Genomic DNA, 22,240 nt, shown 5'->3' with positions numbered 1-22,240 from the left:
CACGCGTTTGATAGCGGTATTCAGGCACAAGTGGGCATCGATTGGTAGTTTTATCCGATTCGCTTTTCTCCCGGCTCGCGCTGCGCTTGGCCGAGCTACGGGTCCTGTAGGCCGGATAAGACGCCTTCGCGTCGCCATCCGGCAATCATGCGACGTCAATGCCGGATGGCGGCGTAAACGCCTTATCCGGCCTACGAAACCAGAGGTGCCATCAGGTGGCCGACACCAGCGATTTATGCAATAACCAGTCGCGGAATACCTGTAAATGCCGGGATTCCGCTTTATCTTCCTGCCACGTCATAATAAAACGGTTTCCGGTGCGAATCGGCACATCGCAAGGAATTACCATCTCGCCGCTATCAAGATCGTGCTGAATGGCAAAACGCGGTAACAGCGCCACCCCCAGATTCGAACGCACCGCCGCAATCAGCATCGATAGCAGGTCAAAACGCGGGCCGATATTAATCTGCGCGCTGGTAATATTCGACAACGCGAACCACTCCTGCCAGCCGTGAATTCGTGTGCTCTGATGCAACAACGGAAATTCACCCAGCAATTCCTCGACCGCCAGCTTTTGACCAGGGTCCGATAGCAGCCCGCAGCCGCATACCGGTAGGATCTCCTCTTCGAATAAGTACTCAACCTCCGTCCACGGCGAGCAAAAATCCTCGCGCATGATGGCGGCATCGTACTCACGGCTGAGAAAATCGCCAATATTAGCCAGCGAATGAATATTGACGATAATACCTGGGTTTAATTTATTAAACTCACGCAGATTAGGGATTAACCAGTGAGTGCTAAAGGTGGGGTTCACTGCCAGTTCAAGAACCTGCACCGTCGGCTGCCAGGTCATAATTGAATTGGTATCACGCTCCAGCTTGTTAAGCGTTTCCTTAACGATTGTCAAATAATGCTTGCCCGCCGCATTTAAAAAAATCCTTTTTTTCGCATGATTAAATAATGACGTATGGAGGAAATCCTCCAGCGCCGTGACTTGTCTGAACACGGCGCTTTGTGTTAAAGCTAACTCTTCCGCTGCTCGCGTATAGCTTTCATGGCGAGCCACAACTTCAAAGGTCACCAGCAATTCGGTTTTGGGGATTTTTCCTCTCATAACGTCTTCCATTTACGGCGTGCAAAAATTGTTTAAAAAATAAAAAAAGCGCGCAAGGACATCAGGTTATCCCCGAGTGTTATATTTTATTATCCCGTCAGATGTCATTGATCTATTCCATGATTAATGCATATTAGCAGTGATCAAATAATAACCAATAATACCCAGGCATCTCAATAAACACAATTTAAACAAGGTGTCTGACCCGCAAATAGCGTCAATAAGTTGTCAATATTTTTTCACGTTAACTTGTTTATTATCGAAGTCAGCCTGAGGGGGGGGAATTAATTTTCATCTACCAGCTATAAATTAAAATTTTCAGCGACCGGGGACACATTATGAGTGCTTCAGGAAAAATCTGTCTTGCCTTTATCCTGCCCCGGTATGGGCTATGACGATGCCGAGAGAGACTGCTGGCGGAATGATTGCGGCGTAGTGCGATGCGCCATGCGGAACACTCGACAAAAGTAGCTGGTTTGTGCGTACTGAAGCTTTCGGGCGACACCATCTATCGAATACGCAGGATCGCCAAGCAGTTCCCCGGCTCGCTGCATTCTCTTCTGGCTCACCCAGACTTTGAAATTCACCCCCTGCTGCTTTTTAAAAAAGCGACTAAAGTAATTGGCGCTCAGGCAAACATGAGCCGCCACCGATTCGAGAGACAACTCATCATATAAATGCTCATCAATATAACGTAGGGCAGAGGCCATTTTTATTTCATGCGGTGCACGTTGCGCATAATAAAAATCACAATTTCGGCGAGATTGCTTATTCGCGTTCACTTTTATCCCCTCAACCGGCGTGACGTTATTCACAATAAAATGAAGTAATCTTTCTGCCGCCAATCGATGACTATCGTCGGTGGCCTTACTGTGGTCACAAATAATATATCCCCACACTTTTTCAAAACACATGAGGGGCAGTGAAAAGAAATTTAACCCTGCATAGCGGTCAGGCAATCGCTCCCCGCGGGTATCAATAACCACGGCGACCAGACCGGTTGCACGAGAAAAGGTCGTTGCCAACGAAGAGAAAAACCGGTGTTCATCATCCCTGTCTCTTTGCTGCACATTATTCTCCAGTAGCCTGATAGTCAGCCGCTAATATGCAGAATTTAGCGCATCAAAAGAATGACGTTAAACGCAAAAAATAATCTCATTTTCGCAGATGAATATGATCAAAATGCATGACCAACCCAACGTTCATGCAAACGCTCACTGATAGGTCAAGGAATGCCTTCTGCCCAACCCTTCTCAAACTTTAACGAATATTCACAGATTGTTGTGAGCATGATTCTGTCACCTAAGAAGAAATAATAATTACATTTCAAATGATTACATATTTTTAATACATTCACATGATGTTCTTGTTTGTGAGAATCATCATGTGAATGTGAAAGCGACTACTGAATAATATGCTCAATCAGTAAACAATCTGAACGGAGTGGAGTCATGGCCGTCACAACAGGGGTTATCGCCGACGATTTTACCGGCGCAACGGATATCGCAAGTTTTATGGCAGAACAGGGCTGGCGAGTCGCGCTATTGCCCGGAATGCCCGACCTTACGCAGCAGTGGAACGAAGAAGTTGATGCCATTGTTATCTCGCTGAAAAGCCGCTCTCTGCCCGCTGAGCAGGCCGTCGCCCAATCGCTGGCTTGCGCCCGGTGGCTAAAACAAAACGCAGGCGTCAGGCAAGTCTATTTCAAATACTGCTCAACGTTTGACTCTACACTACGCGGCAATATTGGCCCGGTGAGCGATGCTCTGATGGAAGCGATGCAGGTCCCGCTTATCGTTCACTGCCCCGCCCTGCCGCAAAACGGACGCACGGTGGTGCACGGTCATCTGTTTGTCAACGGTGTACTGTTGAACGAGTCCGGCATGGAAAAGCATCCACTTAATCCGATGACCGATGCCAATTTGTCACGCCTGCTGTCCGCGCAAACGCCAAACGTCGTTGGCAATATTGATCTCAATACCATTCGCAACGGTGTGCAAGCAGTCACTCACGCGCTGGCCAGCCTTAAAGCTGAAGGAAAACGCCACGTGATTGTCGATACGCTGGACGAAGCCGATCTCCACACGCTAGCCCAGGCGCTACACGACTCCCCCTTGTTAGCCGGAGGTTCCGGGCTCGGCGGCGCGCTGGCCGCCAACGCCGGTGCTCAGCAGACATCACCACCACAGGACTTTCCGCACCCCGTCAAAGCGGTGGTCTTTTCCGGGAGCTGTTCGGCTATGAGCAACCGTCAGGTCAATCGCTATAAAACGGCGGCGACCTCTCGTTTGCTCGACGTAGCACGCTGCCTGTCGGACGCCGAGCGCTATACCGATGAGCTATCGCAGTGGGCCATGTCGCATATCAGCGACCCGCATGCGCCGCTGATTTACGCCACCCAACCACCTGATGCGCTAAAACGCATTCAGCAAGAGTATGGCGAGCAGCCCGCCAGCCAGGCGATTGAACATACGTTTGCCCGGCTGAGCGCGAAGCTCCAGGCCGCAGGCGTGAACACCTTTATTGTTGCTGGTGGCGAGACATCCGGCACCGTCGTGGAAGCGCTACAGGTAACGCGCCTGTCCGTCGGCAAGACCATCGCCCCGGGGGTTCCATGGGTCTTCTCCGCCGAACTGGCGCTGGCGCTGAAGTCAGGCAATTTTGGCGACGAAGATTTCTTTTTTACCGCCCAGGAGTACAAATCATGAGCCAGGTGAGTGAGCAACAACTTCGCGAGCAGCTCGTCCATTATGGTCGCTCTCTATTTATGCGCGGCTACAGCAGCGGCGGCTCCGGCAACCTGAGCGTTAAGCTCGCGGATGGCGGTTATCTGGTCACCCCAACCAACTCCTGTCTGGGAGAACTTGACGCAGCAACGCTGAGCAAACTGGATGCCAACGGCGTTCATCTCAGCGGGGACAAACCGTCGAAAGAGGTGCCAATGCATCTGGCATGGTATCGCCACCGTCCCTCCTGCGGAGCTGTAGTTCATCTGCATTCGCCGTGGCTGACCGCACTCTCTTGTCTGCCGTGTGAAACACCGGAAAACTGTCTGCCACCATTAACGCCATACTACGTGATGCGCGTCGGGCAATTGCCGCTGCTGCCCTACTTCAAACCTGGACATGAAGGCATTGCCAGCGCGCTTAGCGAAATCGCCGCTGACCACACTGCTGCACTGCTGGCCAACCACGGCCCGGTCGTCAGCGGTCGCTCACTGCGCGAAGCGGTATTTAACACCGAGGAGCTGGAAGACAGCGCCCGCATCTGGTTGACCTTAAAACCGCTCGGTTACGTACCGCTTTCAGAAGAAGCGGTAGCCGAACTCGAACAATCCCGGCGAGCGTGAGGTGAGATGATGATCCCCGAACAACGACGTGACTTTATCTATCGCTACGTTCATGAAAAAAACGTCGCCTCATTTAATGAGCTGGCGGACTTGATGAGCGTGTCGCATATGACCGTGCGCCGCGACATTCAATTGCTGGAAGAGGAAGGCAAAGTTATCTCGATTAACGGCGGCGTGAAGCTCAATAACCTGCTGAAGTCCGAGCTGCCGTGGCGGGAAAAGGCGGAGCTGCATCATGAGGTGAAGCGCAAAATGGGTCAGCTTGCCGCCATGCTGATTGAGCCGGGGCAAACGCTGTATCTGGATGCCGGAACCTCGCTGTTTGAAGTGGCGAAAGCGGTGGCCGCCAGCCACTGTTTTAACCTAACCGTGGTGACGAACGACTTCTCCATCAGCCACTACCTGATGGACATGCCGCATATCACCCTCTATCACACCGGCGGTCTGGTGGATCAGCGCAACCGCTCAAGCCTTGGCAAAAGTGCGGCCAGCTTTTTACGCACCATTAATATCGATGTGGCGTTTCTCAGTTCATCATCGTGGGATACCGAGCGCGGCATGTCGACCCCCAGCGAAGGCAAAGCCTCGGTCAAAGAGGCGGTTCTCACCGTTTCCCGCCGCCGGGTGCTGGTCTGCGACAGCAGTAAATTTGGCAAGTACGGGATGTTCCATATCTGCGGTCTGGATCAGCTAACCGATATTATTTCTGACAATCAGCTGCCGGATGACGCGCAACAAGCCATCGCCAATCAGGGGGTAAAACTGCACCTGGTCGATAGCCGGGAGGGGAAACATCATGCTGAAATTAGCGGCTAACCTTGACTGGTTGTTTACTGAATTGCCGATAGCAGCACGCTTTCAGGCGGCAAAAGATGCGGGTTTTCGCGGCGTGGAGGGGCTGTTCCTCTGGCAGCATCCGCTAGAGACGTTGCTGGTAGCTCAAGGGCAAACCACCCTGCCGGTAGTGCTAATGAACGCCCCAGCAGGCCACTGGCAGCAGGGGGAACGGGGGCTGGCGGCGTTACCGGGCCGCGATGAGGAGTTTCGCCACAGCCTGAATCTGGCCCGGGAATACGCCACAGCGTTAGGCTGTCGCCGGGTTCACGTGATGTCGGGTCTGCGCTGTGATGATCTTACCCTCAACGCTCAGCGCAGTCTTCTAACCGACAGATTGCGCAGCGCCTGTGATGTGTTGGCGGAAGCGGGAATTGACGTACTGATTGAGCCATTAAATCCGCAGGATATGCCGGGCTATATGATTGATAACTTCCCGCTGGCCGAATCCATTATTCGCGAGGTCGGCCGGAAAAACATCGGCTTGCAGTTTGATATTTACCACTGCCAGAAAATTCACGGCGATGTGGTAAAAAATATTGAATGTTATTTCCCATTGATAAAACACTTTCAGATTGCCTCAGTTCCTTATCGTCATGAACCAGGAACGGGAGAATTAAATGAAAAGTGGATTTTCGATTTTATTGAACAACTGAATTATCAGGACTGGCTCGGCTGTGAATATCAGCCGTCAACATCAGGACCTGAATCATTACGCTGGATAACGTCTTACTTATAATTTTAATCTCTCTGTACCGGAGGAAAACATGTCGGATACCGTTATTATTTCGCTGGCGCCCGTGGCTGCGGATTGCCCCAGAGTGATACCCGAAGAACTGGCGCAGGAAATACTCGCCAGCGTGGAACATGGCGCGGCCATTGTTCATTTGCACGTTCGTGATCAACAGGGGCGCCTGACCCCGGACACCAGCGATTTTCAGGCGACCATCGACTGCGTAATGCGCCACTCAGACCTGATTATTCAGGCCTCAACCGGCGGTGTTTCAGCGATGTCCATCGCTGAACGCTGCGCCCCGCTGACCTGTCCCGGCGTGGAAATGGCCTCGCTGAACGTCGGCTCCGTCAACCTCGGCGATCTGGTCTATTTTAATCCCGGTCCGGATGTTGAATATTGCTCCCGGCAAATTACCGCGCGCAATATTATTCCAGAATTTGAAATTTTCGAAATTGGCATGATTAATAACATCCTCGTACTGCAAGATAAGATTAAATTTAAACAGCCGATGTTATTTAATATCGTCCTGGGACATCGCGGCAGCACCCCTGCCACCGTTGATACCTTAATTGCCCTGCGCAGTATGATCCCCCACGATGCGCTATGGGGAATTACCCACTTCGGCAGAAAGAACTTCGATATTATTGCCGCTGCGGTTGGCATGGGTGCCAGCGAAGTGCGTATCGGTTTTGAAGACAGTTATTATTTAAGCGCTGAGGAACGCGCTGAACATAATTACCAGCAGGTTGCCAAACTTGCCACGTTGATTCGTAGCATGGATAAAAAAGTCGCCACGCCAGAAATAGCGCGGCAAATGTTAGCCATTCCGCCCCGGCAGCAATAACGAGGAAGGACATTTCATTATGACTATGACGAGCGTTATACATAAAGCCGGGCTCGGCGTCAGCATCGCCGGTATCGCGCTGGCGGCGATAGGCGCGCTGATGCAATCTCCCGCTCTCTGGCAACCCGGACTGGTGATGTTCACTGCTGGGTTTGCGGCAGGCGCGGGTTACTGGCCCGGACTACGCAGCTATCAGTTTACATTGTGGATCATCGCCGGTTTTGTCGCCGCGATGACCTGGTCTACAGATCTGATCGTCTGGGGCGGTTTCAATATCACCCATAAATGGATCGTGTTTTTGGTTATCCAGGCCACCATGTTCAGCATGGGTACTAAGTTGACGATCCAGGATTTTATCGACGTCGCCAAAATGCCGTGGGCGGTATTTATCGGCACCTTCTGCCACTTCGTGATCATGCCGCTGCTTGGCCTGAGCATTACACTGATCTTTGATTTTCCGCCTGAAGTGGCGGTGGGTATTCTGCTGATTGGCGCCTGTCCGAGCGGCCTCTCTTCGACGGTAATGGTGTATATCGCTAACGCCAACCTGGCGCTGGCCGTTTCCATCGCCGCAGTTTCGACGCTGGCGGCAACTGTGATGACGCCGCTATGGGTGAATTTGCTGGCCGGTTCAATGATCGATATTCAGCTCACCGCGATGGTGATGGACGTGGTGAAAATCGTGCTCATCCCTATCGGCGCGGCGATTTTACATGACTACCTGAAAACTTACGCTGGCGTGCGCGGCCGTCGAACCGTGCAGATTCTGGCCGGGATTGGCGCTCTGTGGCTGCTGTATATGAGCGCCGGAGGCTGGGAAGCACAGTTCGGTTCTGCCAGCGCAGAAGCGCAAATGTACGCGGTGGTGCTGAATTTTGTCGCAGGCGGCCTCGTCTGGGCGCTGTTTTACAACTGGCTGTACGGCCGCGTTGAGGGCATTAAGAAGATCATGCCGACCATCTCGATGATCGGGATTATTTTCTTCACAACTACCGCTGCAGCTGCCGGGCGAGACAACCTGGTACAGGTCGGCTTCCTGCTCTGCTTCGCCATGCTGATGCATAACCTCGGCGGCTTCCTGATTGGCTACCTGATGAGCCGCTGGATCTTCCGCATGGATGTACAGTCCGCCCGCACCGTGGCCTTTGAAGTCGGCCTGCAAAATGGCGGCATGGCATCAGGGCTTGCCGCCGCCATGGGCAAACTGGCGACCGTCGGCCTTGCTTCGGCGGTAATGACCCCGCTTGGCAACGTCAGCGGCTCGCTGCTCGCCAACTACTGGCGTAAAAAAGATGCCCGCCAGGCGCAGGCAGCGGCCGCTCAACAGACACATCAGCCCGTTTCTGAACATCTTTCAAAAGGATAATTCATGATGACTACTCTGACCTTACAGCAAGCAATACGTGCCGTGGAGAGTGCGCTCACCCTCGCCGAGAATCGTTACGCAAATCGCCCGCTAAGCGTGGCGGTGTGCGATGCCAGCGGGGAGCTACTGAGCTTTGCCCGCATGGATACAGCCAAACTGTTAACTATCGAGCTGACCCAGCGCAAAGCGCGCACCAGCAGCCGCTTAGGCTGCACCACCCAGGCGTTTTTGCAGCGCCTGCAAAAAGAACAGTTAGATATTGGTTATTTTGCCGACCCGCGTTTTACCGCCCTGCCTGGCGGAGTTCCAATTCTGCATGACGGTAAATGCCTGGGCGCCGTCGCGGTCGGTGGCCTGTCAGCACAGGAAGATCATGATGCGGCAATAGCCGTCGCGGAAAATTTGCTTAAGGAGATTGCCCAATGAAAAAAGTCGCTATGCTACACACCAGCGCCGCCACCCTCGCCATGATGCAGCAGCTGATTGCCGACATCATGCCGGAAGTCGATGTGATGCACCTGGTTGAAGAGTCCATGATTAAACAGGTGATGAAGGCCGGCGGCGTAACACCAAATATTGCCGCCCGCATTGCTGACTATGTGCACATCGCCGAAAAAGCAGATTGCGATATTTTCATCACCGCCTGCTCTTCTATTGGCTCCGCGGTCGAACAGTGCCAGTTTATGACCCCACTCCAGCTTGCGCGTATTGATTGCGCGATGGTCGAAGAGGCCATTAGTAAAGGCGAGCGTATTGCCGTGCTGGCAACCGTCGCTACCACGCTGAAGCCGACGCTGGATTACGTGCAGCGCAAAGTCCAGGAAAGCGGTCAGCAGCGCACTATCACGCCGATATTAATGGAAGAAGCCTTCCATGCGCTGCTGGCAGGCGATATGGACACCCACGACCGTATCGTCAGCGAAGGATTACAGAACGCGTTTACTCAGGCGGATGTGGTCATGCTGGCGCAGGCCTCGATGGCGCGGGTATTACAGCAACTCCCTGCTGCTCCACCGGTGCCGGTCATGACCTCGCCGGAAAGCGGCATTCGCTGGCTAAAGGCGCTGGCGGAAAGCTGAGTTACAGGCAAAAAAAAGGCCATCATCAGATGGCCAACCATGTCGAAACTGGACCAGCCCTTGACTATGCAGAAAGTCAGGGCTGTTTTTTTTACTTATACCCGTCATACTTCAAGTTGCATGTGCGTTGGCCGCGTTCGTTCACCCCAGTCACTTACCCGAGTAAGCTCCTGGGGATTCGCTCACTTGCCGCCTGCCTGCAACTCGAATTATTTAGGTTATATTACTTAATCACTGATTTCAGCGCTTCGCCGATATCGGCCAGGCTGCGAACGGTTTTCACGCCAGCGGCTTCAAGAGCGGCGAACTTCTCATCCGCCGTCCCTTTGCCACCCGCGATGATCGCGCCCGCGTGACCCATACGTTTGCCTTTCGGTGCAGTCACACCGGCGATATAGCCGACAACCGGTTTGGTCACGTGATCTTTGATGTAGGCAGCCGCTTCTTCTTCCGCGCTGCCACCGATCTCACCGATCATGACGATCGCTTCGGTCTGCGGATCTTCCTGGAACAGCTTCAGGATATCGATAAAGTTAGAGCCCGGGATCGGGTCGCCGCCGATGCCCACGCAGGTAGACTGACCGAAACCGTAGTCGGTAGTCTGCTTAACCGCTTCGTAAGTCAGGGTACCGGAACGGGAAACGATGCCCACTTTACCCGGCTTGTGAATGTGGCCCGGCATAATGCCGATTTTGCATTCGCCTGGGGTGATAACGCCCGGACAGTTCGGCCCGATCATGCGCACACCGGCTTCATCCAGCTTCACCTTCACGGTCAGCATATCCAGAGTCGGGATACCTTCGGTGATGGTGATGATCAGTTTGATGCCTGCATCGATCGCTTCCAGGATGGAATCTTTGCAGAACGGTGCCGGAACGTAGATAACCGATGCAGTCGCGCCGGTCGCGTCTACCGCTTCACGCACGGTGTTGAACACCGGCAGGCCCAGGTGAGAAGTACCGCCTTTGCCTGGCGTCACGCCGCCAACCATTTGGGTACCGTAAGCAATCGCTTGTTCAGAGTGGAAAGTCCCCTGGCTACCGGTGAAGCCCTGGCAGATAACCTTGGTATCTTTATTAATTAAAACGGACATTATTTCCCCTCCACTGCGGCAACAACCTGCTGAGCTGCATCCGTCAGACTTTTCGCTGCAATAATATTCAGGCCGCTGTCAGCCAGTTTTTTCGCGCCCAGTTCGGCGTTGTTACCTTCCAGACGAACCACAACCGGGACGTTAACGCCCACTTCGGCAACCGCGCCGATGATACCGTCGGCAATCAGGTCACAACGAACAATACCGCCGAAGATGTTAACCAGAACCGCTTTCACATTGTCATCGGAGAGGATGATTTTGAACGCTTCGGTCACGCGCTCTTTGGTCGCGCCGCCGCCAACGTCAAGGAAGTTAGCCGGTTCGCCGCCGTGCAGCTTAACGATGTCCATGGTACCCATCGCCAGGCCTGCGCCGTTAACCATGCAGCCAATGTTACCGTCCAGCGCAACGTAGTTCAGTTCCCACTGTGCTGCCTGCGCTTCGCGCGGGTCTTCCTGAGACTGGTCGCGCATTTCGCGCAGATCAGGCTGGCGGAACAGCGCGTTGCCGTCAGCGCCCAGTTTGCCGTCGAGGCAGATCAGGTCGCCCTGCTTAGTGATAACCAGCGGGTTGATTTCGATCAGCGCCAGGTCACGCTCAAGGAAAATGGTCGCCAGGCCCATAAAGATTTTGGTGAACTGCTGAACCTGCTTACCTTCCAGACCCAGTTTAAACGCCAGCTCACGGCCCTGGTAAGGCATCGGGCCCGCCAGCGGATCAATAGCAATTTTGTGGATCAGGTGCGGGGTCTCTTCCGCCACTTTTTCGATTTCCACGCCGCCTTCGGTAGAGGCCATAAAGACCACGCGACGGGAGCTACGGTCAACCACAGCGCCAAGGTACAGTTCTTTAGCGATATCGGTCGCCGCTTCAACCAAGATCTGGTTAACCGGCTGGCCGTTGGCATCTGTCTGGTAGGTCACCAGGCGTTTGCCCAGCCAATGTTCAGCAAAGGCGCGAATGTCTTCTTTGCTGTTAACCACTTTCACACCGCCCGCTTTGCCGCGGCCACCAGCGTGAACCTGACATTTCACTACCCACGGACCCGCGCCGATTTTTGAAGCGGCTTCTTCTGCTTCACGCGGAGTAGTACAGGCATAACCCACCGGCGCCGGTAAGCCATAGCGGGCAAAGAGTTGTTTTGCCTGATATTCATGTAAGTTCATGTGTTCAGTCCATCCTTCAGGTAATCGTTATCATGTAGCCGACAAAACTGCAGGCTGATGATGTTTTTATTGGCCCGGGCCTGGGCACCGGGCCATTGGGACTACTACACGTCCAGCAGCAGACGAGTCGGGTCTTCCAGCAGATCTTTAATCGCCACCAGGAAGCCTACCGATTCACGTCCGTCGATCAGACGGTGGTCGTAGGAGAGCGCCAGGTACATCATCGGCAGAATTTCTACCTTACCATTGACCGCCATCGGACGGTCTTTAATGGCATGCATACCCAAAATAGCGCTCTGCGGTGGGTTGATGATTGGCGTGGACATCAGAGAACCGAATACGCCGCCGTTGGTAATAGTGAAATTACCGCCGATCAGGTCATCTACGGTCAGCTTGCCGTCGCGGCCTTTCAGTGCCAACTCTTTAATATTCTTCTCGATGTCCGCCATGCCCAGCAGGTCGACATCGCGCAGAACCGGGGTCACCAGGCCGCGCGGCGTGGAGACCGCCATGCTGACATCGAAATAGTTGTGATAAACCACGTCATCGCCATCAATGGAAGCGTTCACTTCCGGATAGCGTTTCAGCGCTTCAACGACCGCCTTCACGTAGAAGGACATGAAGCCCAGGCGGATACCGTGACGTTTTTCAAACGCGTCGCCGTACTGCTTACGCAGATCCATAATCGGCTTCATGTTGACTTCGTTGAAGGTTGTCAGCATGGCGGTAGAGTTCTTCGCTTCCAGCAGACGCTCAGCAACGCGTTTGCGCAGACGGGTCATCGGTACGCGTTTTTCAGAACGATGGCCCAGCTGTGCTGCCGGGGCCGCTGCGGTGGCTGCTACCGGGGCTTTCGCTTCCGCTTTAGCCGGAGCGCTTGCCAGATGTTTCTCAACATCTTCACGAGTCAGACGGCCGCCAACGCCGGTGCCTTTAATGGCCGCCGCGTCGAGGTTGTGTTCAGCCAGCAGGCGACGAATCGCCGGGCTCAGCGTGTCGTTGCTTTGTTCTTCCAGAGACGCTTGCTGACGCTGAGCCGGGGTAGACTCTTTGGCGTCGGCTTTCTCGCCGGACTCTTTGCCCGCGCTATTACCTTCACGCAGGCGACCGAGGATCTGACGAGAGAGCACGGTGGCGCCTTCATCTTCCAGCACTGCTTCCAAAATGCCGTCCGCTGATGCCGGTACTTCCAGTACCACTTTGTCAGTTTCGATTTCTACCAGCACTTCATCACGCTGGACGCTATCGCCCGGTTTTTTATGCCAGGTCGCAACCGTCGCGTCAGCTACGGACTCAGGCAGATCGGGAACCAGAATATCTACGCTACTCATTATGTATCCTTTAATTAATCGACGTTCAGCGCGTCATTGACCAGATCTTGTTGCTGTTTCTGGTGAACGGACAAGTATCCTACCGCCGGAGAGGCGGAGGCCGGGCGGCCTGCATAACGCAGAGAAGCCCCAAACGGAATCACTTCGCGGAAGTGATGCTGGCTGCAGTACCAGGCGCCCTGGTTGAGCGGTTCTTCCTGACACCAGACAAAATCATGCACGTGCGCATAAGGTTTCAGCGCTTCCTGTACCGCCTGATGCGGGAACGGATAGAGCTGCTCTACGCGAACGATAGCAACATCTTTTTGGTCGTTCTTACGACGCTGTTCCAGCAGGTCGTAGTAAACCTTACCAGAGCACAGCACAACGCGCTTCACCGCTTTCGGGTCGAGGTCGTCGATTTCTCCGATAGCCGGTTGGAAGGTGCCGTTAGCCAGTTCGTCCATGCTCGATACCGCCAGCGGGTGACGCAGCAGAGATTTCGGTGACATCACGATCAGCGGACGGCGCATCCCGCGCAGCGCCTGACGACGCAGCATATGGTAAACCTGCGCCGGAGTTGAAGGTACGCAGACCTGCATATTTTGCTCAGCACAAAGCTGCAGATAACGCTCCAGACGCGCGGAGGAGTGCTCCGGACCCTGGCCTTCGTAGCCGTGCGGCAGCAGCATCACCAGGCCGCACATACGCCCCCACTTCTGCTCACCGGAACTGATGAACTGGTCGATAACCACCTGCGCGCCATTGGCGAAGTCACCAAACTGCGCTTCCCAGATGGTCAGGGTACGCGGCTCAGCGGTGGCATAACCATATTCAAACGCCAGAACGGCTTCTTCAGACAGGACTGAGTCCCAAACCTTGAAGTGACCCTGACCGTTGTGAACGTGCTGCAGCGGCGTATAAGTCGAACCATTTTTCTGGTTATGGATCACCGCATGGCGGTGGAAGAAGGTGCCGCGCCCGGAGTCTTCCCCCGACAAGCGCACGGAAATTCCTTCATCAACCATGGTGGCGTAGGCGAGGTTTTCCGCGCCACCCCAGTCGAACAGCTTCTCACCGGCGGCCATTGACTGGCGATCGCCGTAAATCTTCGCCACGCGAGACTGCATCTCAATGCCTTCCGGCACGGTGCTGATGCGCTTAGCCAACTCCTGCAGACGCTTAGGCTCAACTTTGTCCGGGTAGCTCTCATCCCACTCGTGGTTGAGGTACGGGGACCAAGTAAAGGAGTGCATGTTCATCGGACGCCACTCCTGCACCACGCATTCGCCAGCATCCAGCGCGTCACGGTAGAGGTTAACCTGCTCGGTAGCGTCTTCCAGCGTCGCGACTTTATCGGCTTCCAGCTTGTCAGCGTAGATTTTGCGCGGCGTCGGATGCTTTTTGATTTTCTGATACATCAACGGCTGAGTTGCGCTCGGCTCGTCGGCTTCGTTATGGCCGTGACGGCGATAGCAGAACAGGTCGATAAAGACATCGCGCTTGAAGGTGTTGCGGAAATCCAGCGCCAGGCGGGTAACGAAAGCGACAGCTTCCGGGTCATCGGCGTTAACGTGGAAAATCGGTGATTGCACCATTTTACCGATATCGGTGCAGTACGGGGTAGAACGCGCATCCAGTGGGTTGGAAGTGGTGAAGCCCACCTGGTTGTTAATAACGATGCGGACAGTACCGCCCACTTCATAGCCGCGCGCTTTGGACATGTTCAGGGTTTCCTGAACCACGCCCTGCCCGGTGACTGCGGCGTCACCGTGAATGGTAATCGGCAGAACTTTGTTGCTGCTCGGCTCGTCCAGACGGTCGAGGCGAGCACGTACGGAACCAATAACCACCGGGCTGACGATTTCCAGGTGCGACGGGTTAAACGCCAGCGCCAGGTGCACCAGACCGCCTTCGGTTTCCATATCGGAAGAGAAGCCCATGTGGTACTTCACGTCGCCGGTGCCGAGATGTTCTTTATGTTTGCCGGCGAACTCGTCGAACAGGTCCTGTGGTTTTTTACCCAGCACGTTGACCAGTACGTTCAGACGACCACGGTGCGCCATACCCAGCACCACTTCGCGGGTGCCGCTCTTACCCGCGTGGCGGATAATCTCTTTGAGCATCGGGATTAACGCATCGCCGCCTTCCAGCGAGAAACGTTTTGCGCCGGGGAATTTCGCCCCGAGGTAGCGCTCCAGGCCTTCCGCAGCGGTCAGCTCGCTCAGGAAGCGTTTTTTCTCTTCGGCGCTAAAGCTCGCTTTGCCAGCTACCGACTCGATACGCTGCTGGATCCAGCGTTTTTCTTCGGTAGAGGTAATGTGCATGTATTCCGCGCCGATGGAGCCGCAGTAGGTTTGCTTGAGGGCGGAAACCAGATCGCCCAGCTTCATCGTATCTTTACCGATGGCAAAAGAACCTACGTTATAGATTTCCTGGAAATCGGCCTCGGTCAGATCGTGGTATGCCGGATCAAGATCCGCCACTCTCTCTTGCTGCCACAGCCCCAGCGGATCGAGATTCGCATGCTGGTGACCACGGAAGCGGTATGCGTTGATGAGCTGCAGGACTTTAACCTGCTTCACATTGGTGTCAGGGTCGGAAATCGAAGAAGTGTAACGTGAGGCATCCTTCGCCAGGCGGCGGAAATAATCACGCGTTTTGGAATGAAATTGATCCGGTTTGACTCCGGTGCCAGGTAACTGCTGGAACATAGAACGCCAGTTGGCGTCAACAGAGTCAGGATCGGTTAAGAAGTCTTCATAGAGCTGTTCTATCCAGCTCTGGTTCGAACCAGAGAGGTAAGAAGAGTCCAGCCAGGCTTTCATTGCGCCGTTCTGCATCGTGATCCCTTAAGCATCTTATGCTTATTTCGCCGTGGATAACTACGACGTACGCCGGTAAAGCACACGTCCCAGGGTTCACTTGCGAGCTCTTGTATTTGCACTGGCCCGCGAAGGAACCTTTAGAAACTGTCTTAAGCGCTTTGCGCTCACCCTTTCTCATGGGAGAAAGCAGATTTGGCAGTTTTTAAAGGTTTCCTGCATTTTTGTTGCCTGATGGCGCTTCGCTTATCAGGCCTACGGGGGATGTAGGCCGGATAAGACGGTACGTCGCCATCCGGCAACAATGACTACTTACGCACTACGCTGCAGCAGCATCGACTTAATATGGCCGATGGCGCGCGTCGGGTTCAGACCCTTAGGACAAACACTGACGCAGTTCATAATGCTGTGACAGCGGAATACGCTGAAAGCATCGCTCAATCCTTCAAGACGGCTGTCGGTTTCGGTATCGCGGCTGTCAATCAGGAAGCGATACGCCGCCAGCAGACCTGCCGGGCCGACAAACTTGTCCGGGTTCCACCAGAACGACGGGCAAGACGTCGAACAACATGCGCAGAGAATACACTCGTACAAGCCATCAAGTTTCTCACGCTGCTCTGGCATCTGCAGATGCTCGCGAGCCGGAGGATTTTGCCCATTATTCAACAAGTAAGGCTTAATCTTCTCATATTGTGCATAGAATTGCCCCATGTCTACAACCAAATCGCGAATAACCGGCAACCCTGGTAGCGGACGGATAACAATCTTCTTACCTGGCTTATTCAGCGCGGAAATAGGTGTGATGCAGGCCAGACCATTTTTGCCGTTCATGTTCAGGCCGTCGGAGCCACAAACCCCTTCACGGCAGGAACGACGGAACGACAACGACGGATCTTTTTCTTTCAGCTGCATCAGCGCATCGAGCAGCATCATGTCGCGACCTTCTTCCGCTTCCAGGGTGTAATCCTGCATATGCGGAGCATCGTCTACGTCCGGGTTATAACGATAAACTGAAAACTCGAGTTTCATATTCCTGTCTCCGCATTAATAAGTACGAATCTTCGGCGGGAATGCCGGACGCAGTTTCGGTTCCATATTGACTTGACGTCGCGTCATGGATTCCGATTCTGGCAGATACAGGGAATGACACAGCCAGTTCGCATCATCACGATCCGGATAGTCGAAGCGGCTATGCGCGCCACGGCTTTCAGTACGGAAGTTTGCAGATACCGCAGTGGCGTAAGCGGTTTCCATCAGGTTATCCAGCTCCAGGCACTCAACGCGCTGGGTGTTGAACTCGCTGGAAGTATCATCCAGACGGGCATTTTTCAGACGCTCGCGGATAGCTTTCAGCTGCTCAAGACCTTTCGCCATCGCATCACCTTCGCGGAATACCGAGAAGTTGTGCTGCATACATTCTTGCAGCGCTTTGCGGATTTCGACCGGGTCTTCACCGTTACGGTTACCGTTCCAGCGATTCAGACGTTCCAGAGAAGCATCGATTTCTTCATCCGTTGCATCGCGCAGAACGCCCTGTTCGGCGATAGATTCTTGCAAATGCAGACCGACCGCGCGGCCAAAGACCACCAGGTCAAGAAGCGAGTTGCCGCCCAGACGGTTAGCGCCGTGGACCGATACGCAGGCGATTTCACCCACCGCAAACAGCCCCGGAATCACCACGTCTTCGCCCTGCTCGTTGACGGTCAGCGCCTGGCCGCTTACTTTGGTCGGAATACCGCCCATCATATAGTGGCAGGTTGGAATAACCGGAATCGGCTCTTTAACCGGGTCAACGTGGGCGAAGGTACGGGAGAGCTCAAGGATACCCGGCAGACGGGATTCGAGAACTTCTTTACCCAGATGGTCGAGTTTCAGTTTCGCGTGCGGGCCCCATGGACCGTCGCAGCCGCGGCCTTCGCGGATTTCGATCATGATGGAACGCGCCACCACGTCACGACCCGCCAGGTCTTTCGCATTCGGGGCATAGCGCTCCATAAAGCGCTCGCCGTGTTTGTTCAGCAGGTATCCGCCTTCACCACGGCAGCCTTCAGTAACCAGAACCCCTGCCCCGGCGATACCGGTTGGGTGGAACTGCCACATCTCCATATCCTGCACCGGAACACCAGCGCGGATAGCCATGCCAACGCCGTCACCGGTATTGATATGCGCGTTGGTGGTGGACTGGTAAATACGGCCTGCGCCGCCGGTCGCCAGCACGGTTGCGCGGGCTTTGAAGTAGACCACTTCACCGGTTTCGATACACAGGGCGGTACAACCGACCACGGCGCCATCGGCGTTTTTCACCAGATCCAGCGCATACCACTCAGAGAAAATAGTGGTATGGTTTTTCAGGTTCTGCTGATACAGCGTGTGCAGTAAGGCGTGACCAGTACGGTCAGCCGCCGCTGCGGTACGTGCCGCCTGCTCGCCGCCGAAGTTTTTCGACTGGCCGCCAAACGGACGTTGATAGATGGTGCCATCGTCGAGACGAGAGAACGGCAGGCCCATATGATCCAATTCAAGAATCGCTTCCGGACCGGTTTTGCACATATATTCAATGGCGTCCTGGTCACCAATATAGTCCGACCCTTTTACGGTGTCGTACATGTGCCATTCCCAGTTATCTTCATGGGTATTACCGAGCGCCACGGTGATGCCACCCTGTGCGGAAACGGTATGGGAACGGGTCGGAAAAACTTTGGAGAGCAGCGCACAGGTCTGGCCGCTCTGGGAAATTTGCAGCGCCGCGCGCATACCTGCGCCACCGGCACCAATAACAACTGCATCAAATTCTCTGACAGGCAATTTCATTACACACCCCATACCACAACAAATCCATAAAGAACGTAAGCCACCAGCGCAACAACGATCAGTAGTTGCAGAATTAAGCGTACAGCCAGTGGTTTAACGTAGTCCGTTAACACCTGCCACATACCGATCCAGGCGTGAATCAGAATGGATACGAGAGCCAGCAGGGTGAAGACTTTAGTGAACGCGGAGGAGAAAAAACCCGTCCAGACTTCCCATGAAATTTCACCCGTGGTGGCAAAGAAGCCGACCATGTAGATGATGTATAGGGTGAGGACGACGGCGGTAGCACGGACCAGAATAAAGTCATGTACGCCGTTGCGTCCTAGTGCTGAGGCGTTGCTTACCATACGAGGACTCCTGCGAGAAGTGAAAGCACGACAGTAATAACAAAAGAAATCTTGGCGGAGCGTGTCCCTACTTCGAGGGTTTCTTCAAGATAGCCAAAATCCATAAGCAGATGGCGAATGCCTACCACTGCGTGATAAGCCAGCGCGGTTAAAATGCCCCACATGATGAACTTCACAAAGAAGCTATTCATAATGGATGCCGCAGTGAGGAAACCTTCTGGAGAGGAAAGGCTGGTGCCCAGCAACCAAAGCAGAATCCCGACCGCCACAAAAGTGATCACTCCGGATACGCGATGGAGAATGGACGCTATCGCCGTGATTGGGAACCGGATCGTTTGGAGATCCAGATTGACAGGTCTTTGTTTTTTCACATTTCTTACCATGAATAACGCCCACATGCTGTTCTTATTATTCCCTTTGGATTTCGCGTTACAGGAAGGCGGCAAGTCCGGGAAACCCGGTAGCATAGATAACTATGTGACCGGGGCGAGCGGGCGCAGCCAACGCACCTGAAGCGTGAAAGACTATGGGATTTCCTTCCTCCGGTCTGCTTGCGGGTCAGACAGCGTCCTTATCTATAACCTGAAGTCATATTAAAACTCCTTTTCAAGAGTTCAAACCTGACAAAATAACGCTGGGTGGCTCGGGATTGCAGGGTGTTCCGGAGACCTGGCGGCAGTATAGGCCGTTCACAAAATCATTACAATTAACCTACATATAGTTTGTCGGGTTTTCTCCCGAACAGTGATCAATGTCACGATAACAACATATTTTTAAAATTTAATCATCTGATTTGACAAATATTAAACATTATTGTTACAACCATTACCAGATAAATGCGATGATAGGCAAAAGTTATGGGGTCACTCTTTTACCTGCGAATAAGTTATGTAACAGTGAGAGAGTATTGACCGATGTAATCAGGACAGTTATTAGTGGTATATAGTTTATAAAATTCGGGCTGCTAAAACGCTGATTTGCTGTTGTTTCAACGTAGACTGAAGACTTACCATCAAGCGCCCTTGCTCTGTACCCTGCCCTTTTCGCGACGCAGAGCGATGTGCAACATAACAAACTGGTAACGTCATCTGCTACGGGCCGAATGCAAATCCACCACCCGGCAGCCTTAAGCAATAAAGGCGCTAAGGAGACCATAAATGTCTGATGCTAAAGCAAAAATCACCCTGGGTGGTGATACTGCTATTGAACTGGATGTGCTAAAAGGCACTCTCGGTCAGGATGTTATTGATATTCGTAGTCTTGGTTCAAAAGGCGTGTTTACTTTTGACCCTGGTTTCACCTCAACCGCATCATGTGAATCTAAAATCACCTTTATCGACGGTGATGAAGGTATCCTGCTGCACCGCGGTTTCCCGATCGATCAGTTAGCGACCGACTCCAACTACCTGGAAGTGTGCTACATCCTGCTGAACGGCGAAAAACCGACCCAGGCTCAGTACGACGAATTCAAAACTATCGTTACCCGCCACACCATGATTCACGAGCAGATCACCCGTCTGTTCCACGCATTCCGTCGCGACTCTCACCCGATGGCCGTGATGTGCGGTATCACCGGTGCGTTGGCTGCGTTTTATCACGATTCGCTGGATGTGAATAACCCACGCCACCGCGATATCGCCGCATTCCGCCTGCTTTCCAAAATGCCGACTATGGCGGCGATGTGTTACAAGTATTCAATCGGCCAGCCTTTCGTTTATCCGCGCAATGACCTCTCCTACGCGGGTAACTTCCTGAATATGATGTTCTCCACGCCGTGTGAAAAGTATGAAGTGAACCCGATACTGGAACGCGCCATGGACCGTATCCTGATCCTGCATGCCGATCACGAACAGAACGCCTCAACATCCACCGTGCGTACCGCTGGCTCTTCTGGCGCGAACCCGTTCGCCTGTATCGCTGCGGGTATTGCTTCCCTGTGGGGACCGGCACACGGCGGCGCCAACGAAGCGGCGCTGAAAATGCTGGAAGAGATCAGCTCGGTTAAACACATTCCGGAATTTGTGCGTCGTGCGAAAGACAAAAATGACTCTTTCCGCCTGATGGGCTTTGGTCACCGTGTTTATAAAAACTATGACCCGCGCGCCACCGTGATGCGTGAAACCTGCCATGAAGTGCTGAAAGAACTGGGTACCAAAGACGATCTGCTGGAAGTGGCAATGGAGCTTGAGCACATTGCGCTCAACGACCCGTACTTCATCGAGAAGAAACTTTACCCGAACGTCGATTTCTACTCCGGTATCATTCTGAAAGCGATGGGCATCCCATCTTCCATGTTTACCGTTATCTTCGCGATGGCGCGTACCGTGGGCTGGATTGCACACTGGAACGAAATGCACACCGATGGCATGAAAATCGCCCGTCCACGTCAGCTGTACACCGGCTACGAAAAACGCGATTTCAAAAACGATATCAAATACTAAGCCTGATATTGCGAAGATAAAAAAACGCGCCTGATGGCGCGTTTTTTTATGGCTGACAAATTTCACCTGGCTGGAATTGCCCGGTGGCGGCTAGCGCCTTACCGGGCCTACGAAAACAGGCATATAGCTAGTGCTGACACCCCGGACACCAGTAAAACGGTCGCGACGACAGCATGGTTCTCTCGATAATCCCGCCGCAGCGCTCGCAGGCTTCCCCTTCACGATGGAAAACCTTAAAACGAAACAGCGCGCCGTGATGCTTATTTTCATCCACCAGACCGCGCGTGTTGTAGGACAAACGCGGGATATCGAGCAGCGCGTGGGCCAACGCATCAAGCTGTTTGTCATCCAGCTCAGAGGCTTTATGACGCCCGGTTAATCCCACCTGCCAGAGGATCTCAACGCGCAGATAATTCCCCAATCCCGCAAGAAACGCTTGATCCAGCAGCAGCCCGGAGAATTGACGGTTGCGAAATTTCGTCGATAGAAGCCGCTCTTTGACCTGTTCAACAGTGAGGGTCATATCGAGCACATCCGGCCCCACCCGCAGCAAAAACGGATGCTGAGCGAGCTGTTCCGGGGTCAGCATCTCAATATCGGAGGCGCTATAGAGCAAAATGGCCTTGCGCGCCGTCTGTAGCCTGACGCGCAGAATGCGGGTCGTCTCTGGCTGAGACTCAGCCTCGACCACCCGCCAGACGCCGTACAGCTGATTATGGCTATAAAGCGTCAGCCCACCGGAGAAATGAGTCAACAGCGCCTTACCGCGAGTTTCAATGCGCGTGACCTGCTGACCGACCAGTTGAGATTGATAAGATTGTAATTGCGGAAAGGCGAACCATGCTCGCGTGAGGGGTTCGCCTTTGATCGCCGCCTCCAGGCTATCCGCCGCACGGCGGATTTCCGGGCCTTCCGGCATAATCAT

The 22,240-nt window shown here is 53.7% G+C and carries 21 protein-coding genes; 10 read left to right on the top strand and 11 right to left on the bottom strand.

From position 1 onward, the window contains the following. Nucleotides 1–211: 211 nt before the first annotated feature. Nucleotides 212–1,114, bottom strand: coding sequence for a LysR family transcriptional regulator (locus tag QVF11_RS22840; protein WP_110277294.1), 903 nt, complete (start codon nt 1,112–1,114; stop codon nt 212–214). Between the two features lie 389 nt (nt 1,115–1,503). After that, nucleotides 1,504–2,184 (bottom strand): helix-turn-helix transcriptional regulator, encoded by a 681-nt coding sequence (locus QVF11_RS22835; RefSeq protein ID WP_287859409.1) that lies wholly within the window; start codon nt 2,182–2,184, stop codon nt 1,504–1,506. A 381-nt stretch (nt 2,185–2,565) separates the two neighbouring features. On the opposite strand from QVF11_RS22835, the gene otnK reads away from it, so the two are divergent. From otnK to QVF11_RS22795, 8 genes are read left to right on the top strand one after another with little or no spacing between them, the layout of a single operon-like run. Then, nucleotides 2,566–3,822, top strand: a complete 1,257-nt coding sequence (gene otnK, locus QVF11_RS22830; RefSeq protein ID WP_287859406.1) for a 3-oxo-tetronate kinase — start codon at nt 2,566–2,568, stop codon at nt 3,820–3,822. Next, the gene (otnC, locus tag QVF11_RS22825) at nt 3,819–4,463 is read left to right on the top strand and encodes a 3-oxo-tetronate 4-phosphate decarboxylase (protein WP_287859403.1); all 645 of its coding nucleotides are present in this window, start codon (nt 3,819–3,821) and stop codon (nt 4,461–4,463) included. The genes otnK and otnC overlap by 4 nt, the downstream gene beginning before the upstream one ends. 6 nt (nt 4,464–4,469) lie before the next feature. Then, nucleotides 4,470–5,279 (top strand): DeoR/GlpR family DNA-binding transcription regulator, encoded by an 810-nt coding sequence (locus QVF11_RS22820; protein ID WP_181421913.1) that lies wholly within the window; start codon nt 4,470–4,472, stop codon nt 5,277–5,279. Next, nucleotides 5,260–6,036 carry a hydroxypyruvate isomerase family protein gene (locus QVF11_RS22815; RefSeq protein WP_287859400.1) on the top strand — a complete coding sequence of 259 codons (777 nt, stop codon included), beginning with the start codon at nt 5,260–5,262 and terminating at the stop codon, nt 6,034–6,036. The genes QVF11_RS22820 and QVF11_RS22815 overlap by 20 nt, the downstream gene beginning before the upstream one ends. Before the next feature lie 28 nt (nt 6,037–6,064). Further along, nucleotides 6,065–6,877, top strand: coding sequence for a beta-keto acid cleavage family enzyme (locus tag QVF11_RS22810; RefSeq protein WP_287859397.1), 813 nt, complete (start codon nt 6,065–6,067; stop codon nt 6,875–6,877). 19 nt (nt 6,878–6,896) lie between these two features. Continuing rightward, nucleotides 6,897–8,243 (top strand): bile acid:sodium symporter family protein, encoded by a 1,347-nt coding sequence (locus tag QVF11_RS22805; protein ID WP_287859394.1) that lies wholly within the window; start codon nt 6,897–6,899, stop codon nt 8,241–8,243. A gap of 6 nt (nt 8,244–8,249) precedes the next feature. After that, a complete protein-coding gene (locus QVF11_RS22800; RefSeq protein WP_112214586.1) occupies nt 8,250–8,669 on the top strand; it encodes a GlcG/HbpS family heme-binding protein in 420 nt (139 codons plus the stop codon). Then, nucleotides 8,666–9,322: an aspartate/glutamate racemase family protein gene (locus tag QVF11_RS22795; protein WP_112214474.1), complete on the top strand. Its 657-nt coding sequence runs from the start codon at nt 8,666–8,668 to the stop codon at nt 9,320–9,322. The genes QVF11_RS22800 and QVF11_RS22795 overlap by 4 nt, the downstream gene beginning before the upstream one ends. A gap of 223 nt (nt 9,323–9,545) precedes the next feature. Here the strand turns inward: QVF11_RS22795 and sucD are convergent, their stop codons facing one another. The 8 genes from sucD to sdhC form a co-directional block, all read right to left on the bottom strand. Next, entirely contained in the window at nt 9,546–10,415 is an 870-nt protein-coding gene (gene sucD, locus QVF11_RS22790) for a succinate--CoA ligase subunit alpha (RefSeq protein WP_110277304.1), read from the bottom strand. Further along, nucleotides 10,415–11,581, bottom strand: coding sequence for an ADP-forming succinate--CoA ligase subunit beta (gene sucC, locus QVF11_RS22785; RefSeq protein ID WP_110277305.1), 1,167 nt, complete (start codon nt 11,579–11,581; stop codon nt 10,415–10,417). Before sucC ends, sucD begins: the two co-directional genes overlap by 1 nt. 104 nt (nt 11,582–11,685) lie before the next feature. Then, a complete protein-coding gene (gene odhB, locus QVF11_RS22780; protein WP_287859389.1) occupies nt 11,686–12,912 on the bottom strand; it encodes a 2-oxoglutarate dehydrogenase complex dihydrolipoyllysine-residue succinyltransferase in 1,227 nt (408 codons plus the stop codon). A gap of 14 nt (nt 12,913–12,926) precedes the next feature. Beyond that, a complete protein-coding gene (gene sucA / locus QVF11_RS22775) occupies nt 12,927–15,734 on the bottom strand; it encodes a 2-oxoglutarate dehydrogenase E1 component (protein ID WP_142512011.1) in 2,808 nt (935 codons plus the stop codon). Between the two features lie 294 nt (nt 15,735–16,028). Continuing rightward, nucleotides 16,029–16,745 (bottom strand): succinate dehydrogenase iron-sulfur subunit SdhB, encoded by a 717-nt coding sequence (gene sdhB, locus QVF11_RS22770; RefSeq protein ID WP_110277308.1) that lies wholly within the window; start codon nt 16,743–16,745, stop codon nt 16,029–16,031. A 15-nt stretch (nt 16,746–16,760) separates the two neighbouring features. Next, entirely contained in the window at nt 16,761–18,527 is a 1,767-nt protein-coding gene (gene sdhA, locus QVF11_RS22765; protein WP_112214477.1) for a succinate dehydrogenase flavoprotein subunit, read from the bottom strand. After that, the gene (gene sdhD / locus QVF11_RS22760) at nt 18,527–18,874 is read right to left on the bottom strand and encodes a succinate dehydrogenase membrane anchor subunit (RefSeq protein WP_112214478.1); all 348 of its coding nucleotides are present in this window, start codon (nt 18,872–18,874) and stop codon (nt 18,527–18,529) included. Before sdhD ends, sdhA begins: the two co-directional genes overlap by 1 nt. Then, nucleotides 18,868–19,272, bottom strand: coding sequence for a succinate dehydrogenase cytochrome b556 subunit (gene sdhC / locus QVF11_RS22755; RefSeq protein WP_167492800.1), 405 nt, complete (start codon nt 19,270–19,272; stop codon nt 18,868–18,870). The genes sdhD and sdhC overlap by 7 nt, the downstream gene beginning before the upstream one ends. Nucleotides 19,273–19,715: 443 nt before the next feature. On the opposite strand from sdhC, the gene QVF11_RS28740 reads away from it, so the two are divergent. Together QVF11_RS28740 and gltA are read left to right on the top strand one after the other, a co-directional pair. After that, on the top strand, nt 19,716–19,820 hold the full coding sequence (locus QVF11_RS28740) for a hypothetical protein (protein ID WP_420915780.1): 105 nt from the start codon (nt 19,716–19,718) through the stop codon (nt 19,818–19,820). 211 nt (nt 19,821–20,031) lie between these two features. Beyond that, the gene (gltA, locus tag QVF11_RS22750) at nt 20,032–21,315 is read left to right on the top strand and encodes a citrate synthase (protein WP_110277311.1); all 1,284 of its coding nucleotides are present in this window, start codon (nt 20,032–20,034) and stop codon (nt 21,313–21,315) included. A gap of 127 nt (nt 21,316–21,442) precedes the next feature. Here the strand turns inward: gltA and nei are convergent, their stop codons facing one another. Next, nucleotides 21,443–22,234 (bottom strand): endonuclease VIII, encoded by a 792-nt coding sequence (gene nei, locus QVF11_RS22745; protein WP_287859365.1) that lies wholly within the window; start codon nt 22,232–22,234, stop codon nt 21,443–21,445. Nucleotides 22,235–22,240 lie beyond the last annotated feature (6 nt).

The organism is Klebsiella sp. (assembly GCF_027492335.1).
Taxonomy (GTDB): Bacteria; Pseudomonadota; Gammaproteobacteria; order Enterobacterales; family Enterobacteriaceae; genus Klebsiella; species Klebsiella huaxiensis.
The sequence above is the reverse complement of the archived record's forward strand: the minus strand, read 5'-3'. Positions and strand labels throughout refer to the sequence as shown.

What these genes read in the sequence shown, in the direction of transcription:
- QVF11_RS22840 (WP_110277294.1), bottom strand. Translation starts at nt 1,114, where the DNA reads ATGAGAGGAAAAATCCCCAAAACCGAATTGCTGGTGACCTTTGAAGTT.
- otnK (WP_287859406.1), top strand. Translation starts at nt 2,566, where the DNA reads ATGGCCGTCACAACAGGGGTTATCGCCGACGATTTTACCGGCGCAACG.
- otnC (WP_287859403.1), top strand. Translation starts at nt 3,819, where the DNA reads ATGAGCCAGGTGAGTGAGCAACAACTTCGCGAGCAGCTCGTCCATTAT.
- QVF11_RS22820 (WP_181421913.1), top strand. Translation starts at nt 4,470, where the DNA reads ATGATGATCCCCGAACAACGACGTGACTTTATCTATCGCTACGTTCAT.
- QVF11_RS22815 (WP_287859400.1), top strand. Translation starts at nt 5,260, where the DNA reads ATGCTGAAATTAGCGGCTAACCTTGACTGGTTGTTTACTGAATTGCCG.
- QVF11_RS22810 (WP_287859397.1), top strand. Translation starts at nt 6,065, where the DNA reads ATGTCGGATACCGTTATTATTTCGCTGGCGCCCGTGGCTGCGGATTGC.
- QVF11_RS22805 (WP_287859394.1), top strand. Translation starts at nt 6,897, where the DNA reads ATGACTATGACGAGCGTTATACATAAAGCCGGGCTCGGCGTCAGCATC.
- QVF11_RS22800 (WP_112214586.1), top strand. Translation starts at nt 8,250, where the DNA reads ATGACTACTCTGACCTTACAGCAAGCAATACGTGCCGTGGAGAGTGCG.
- QVF11_RS22795 (WP_112214474.1), top strand. Translation starts at nt 8,666, where the DNA reads ATGAAAAAAGTCGCTATGCTACACACCAGCGCCGCCACCCTCGCCATG.
- sucD (WP_110277304.1), bottom strand. Translation starts at nt 10,415, where the DNA reads ATGTCCGTTTTAATTAATAAAGATACCAAGGTTATCTGCCAGGGCTTC.
- sucC (WP_110277305.1), bottom strand. Translation starts at nt 11,581, where the DNA reads ATGAACTTACATGAATATCAGGCAAAACAACTCTTTGCCCGCTATGGC.
- odhB (WP_287859389.1), bottom strand. Translation starts at nt 12,912, where the DNA reads ATGAGTAGCGTAGATATTCTGGTTCCCGATCTGCCTGAGTCCGTAGCT.
- sucA (WP_142512011.1), bottom strand. Translation starts at nt 15,734, where the DNA reads ATGCAGAACGGCGCAATGAAAGCCTGGCTGGACTCTTCTTACCTCTCT.
- sdhB (WP_110277308.1), bottom strand. Translation starts at nt 16,745, where the DNA reads ATGAAACTCGAGTTTTCAGTTTATCGTTATAACCCGGACGTAGACGAT.
- sdhA (WP_112214477.1), bottom strand. Translation starts at nt 18,527, where the DNA reads ATGAAATTGCCTGTCAGAGAATTTGATGCAGTTGTTATTGGTGCCGGT.
- sdhD (WP_112214478.1), bottom strand. Translation starts at nt 18,874, where the DNA reads ATGGTAAGCAACGCCTCAGCACTAGGACGCAACGGCGTACATGACTTT.
- sdhC (WP_167492800.1), bottom strand. Translation starts at nt 19,272, where the DNA reads ATGTGGGCGTTATTCATGGTAAGAAATGTGAAAAAACAAAGACCTGTC.
- QVF11_RS28740 (WP_420915780.1), top strand. Translation starts at nt 19,716, where the DNA reads ATGATAGGCAAAAGTTATGGGGTCACTCTTTTACCTGCGAATAAGTTA.
- gltA (WP_110277311.1), top strand. Translation starts at nt 20,032, where the DNA reads ATGTCTGATGCTAAAGCAAAAATCACCCTGGGTGGTGATACTGCTATT.
- nei (WP_287859365.1), bottom strand. Translation starts at nt 22,234, where the DNA reads ATGCCGGAAGGCCCGGAAATCCGCCGTGCGGCGGATAGCCTGGAGGCG.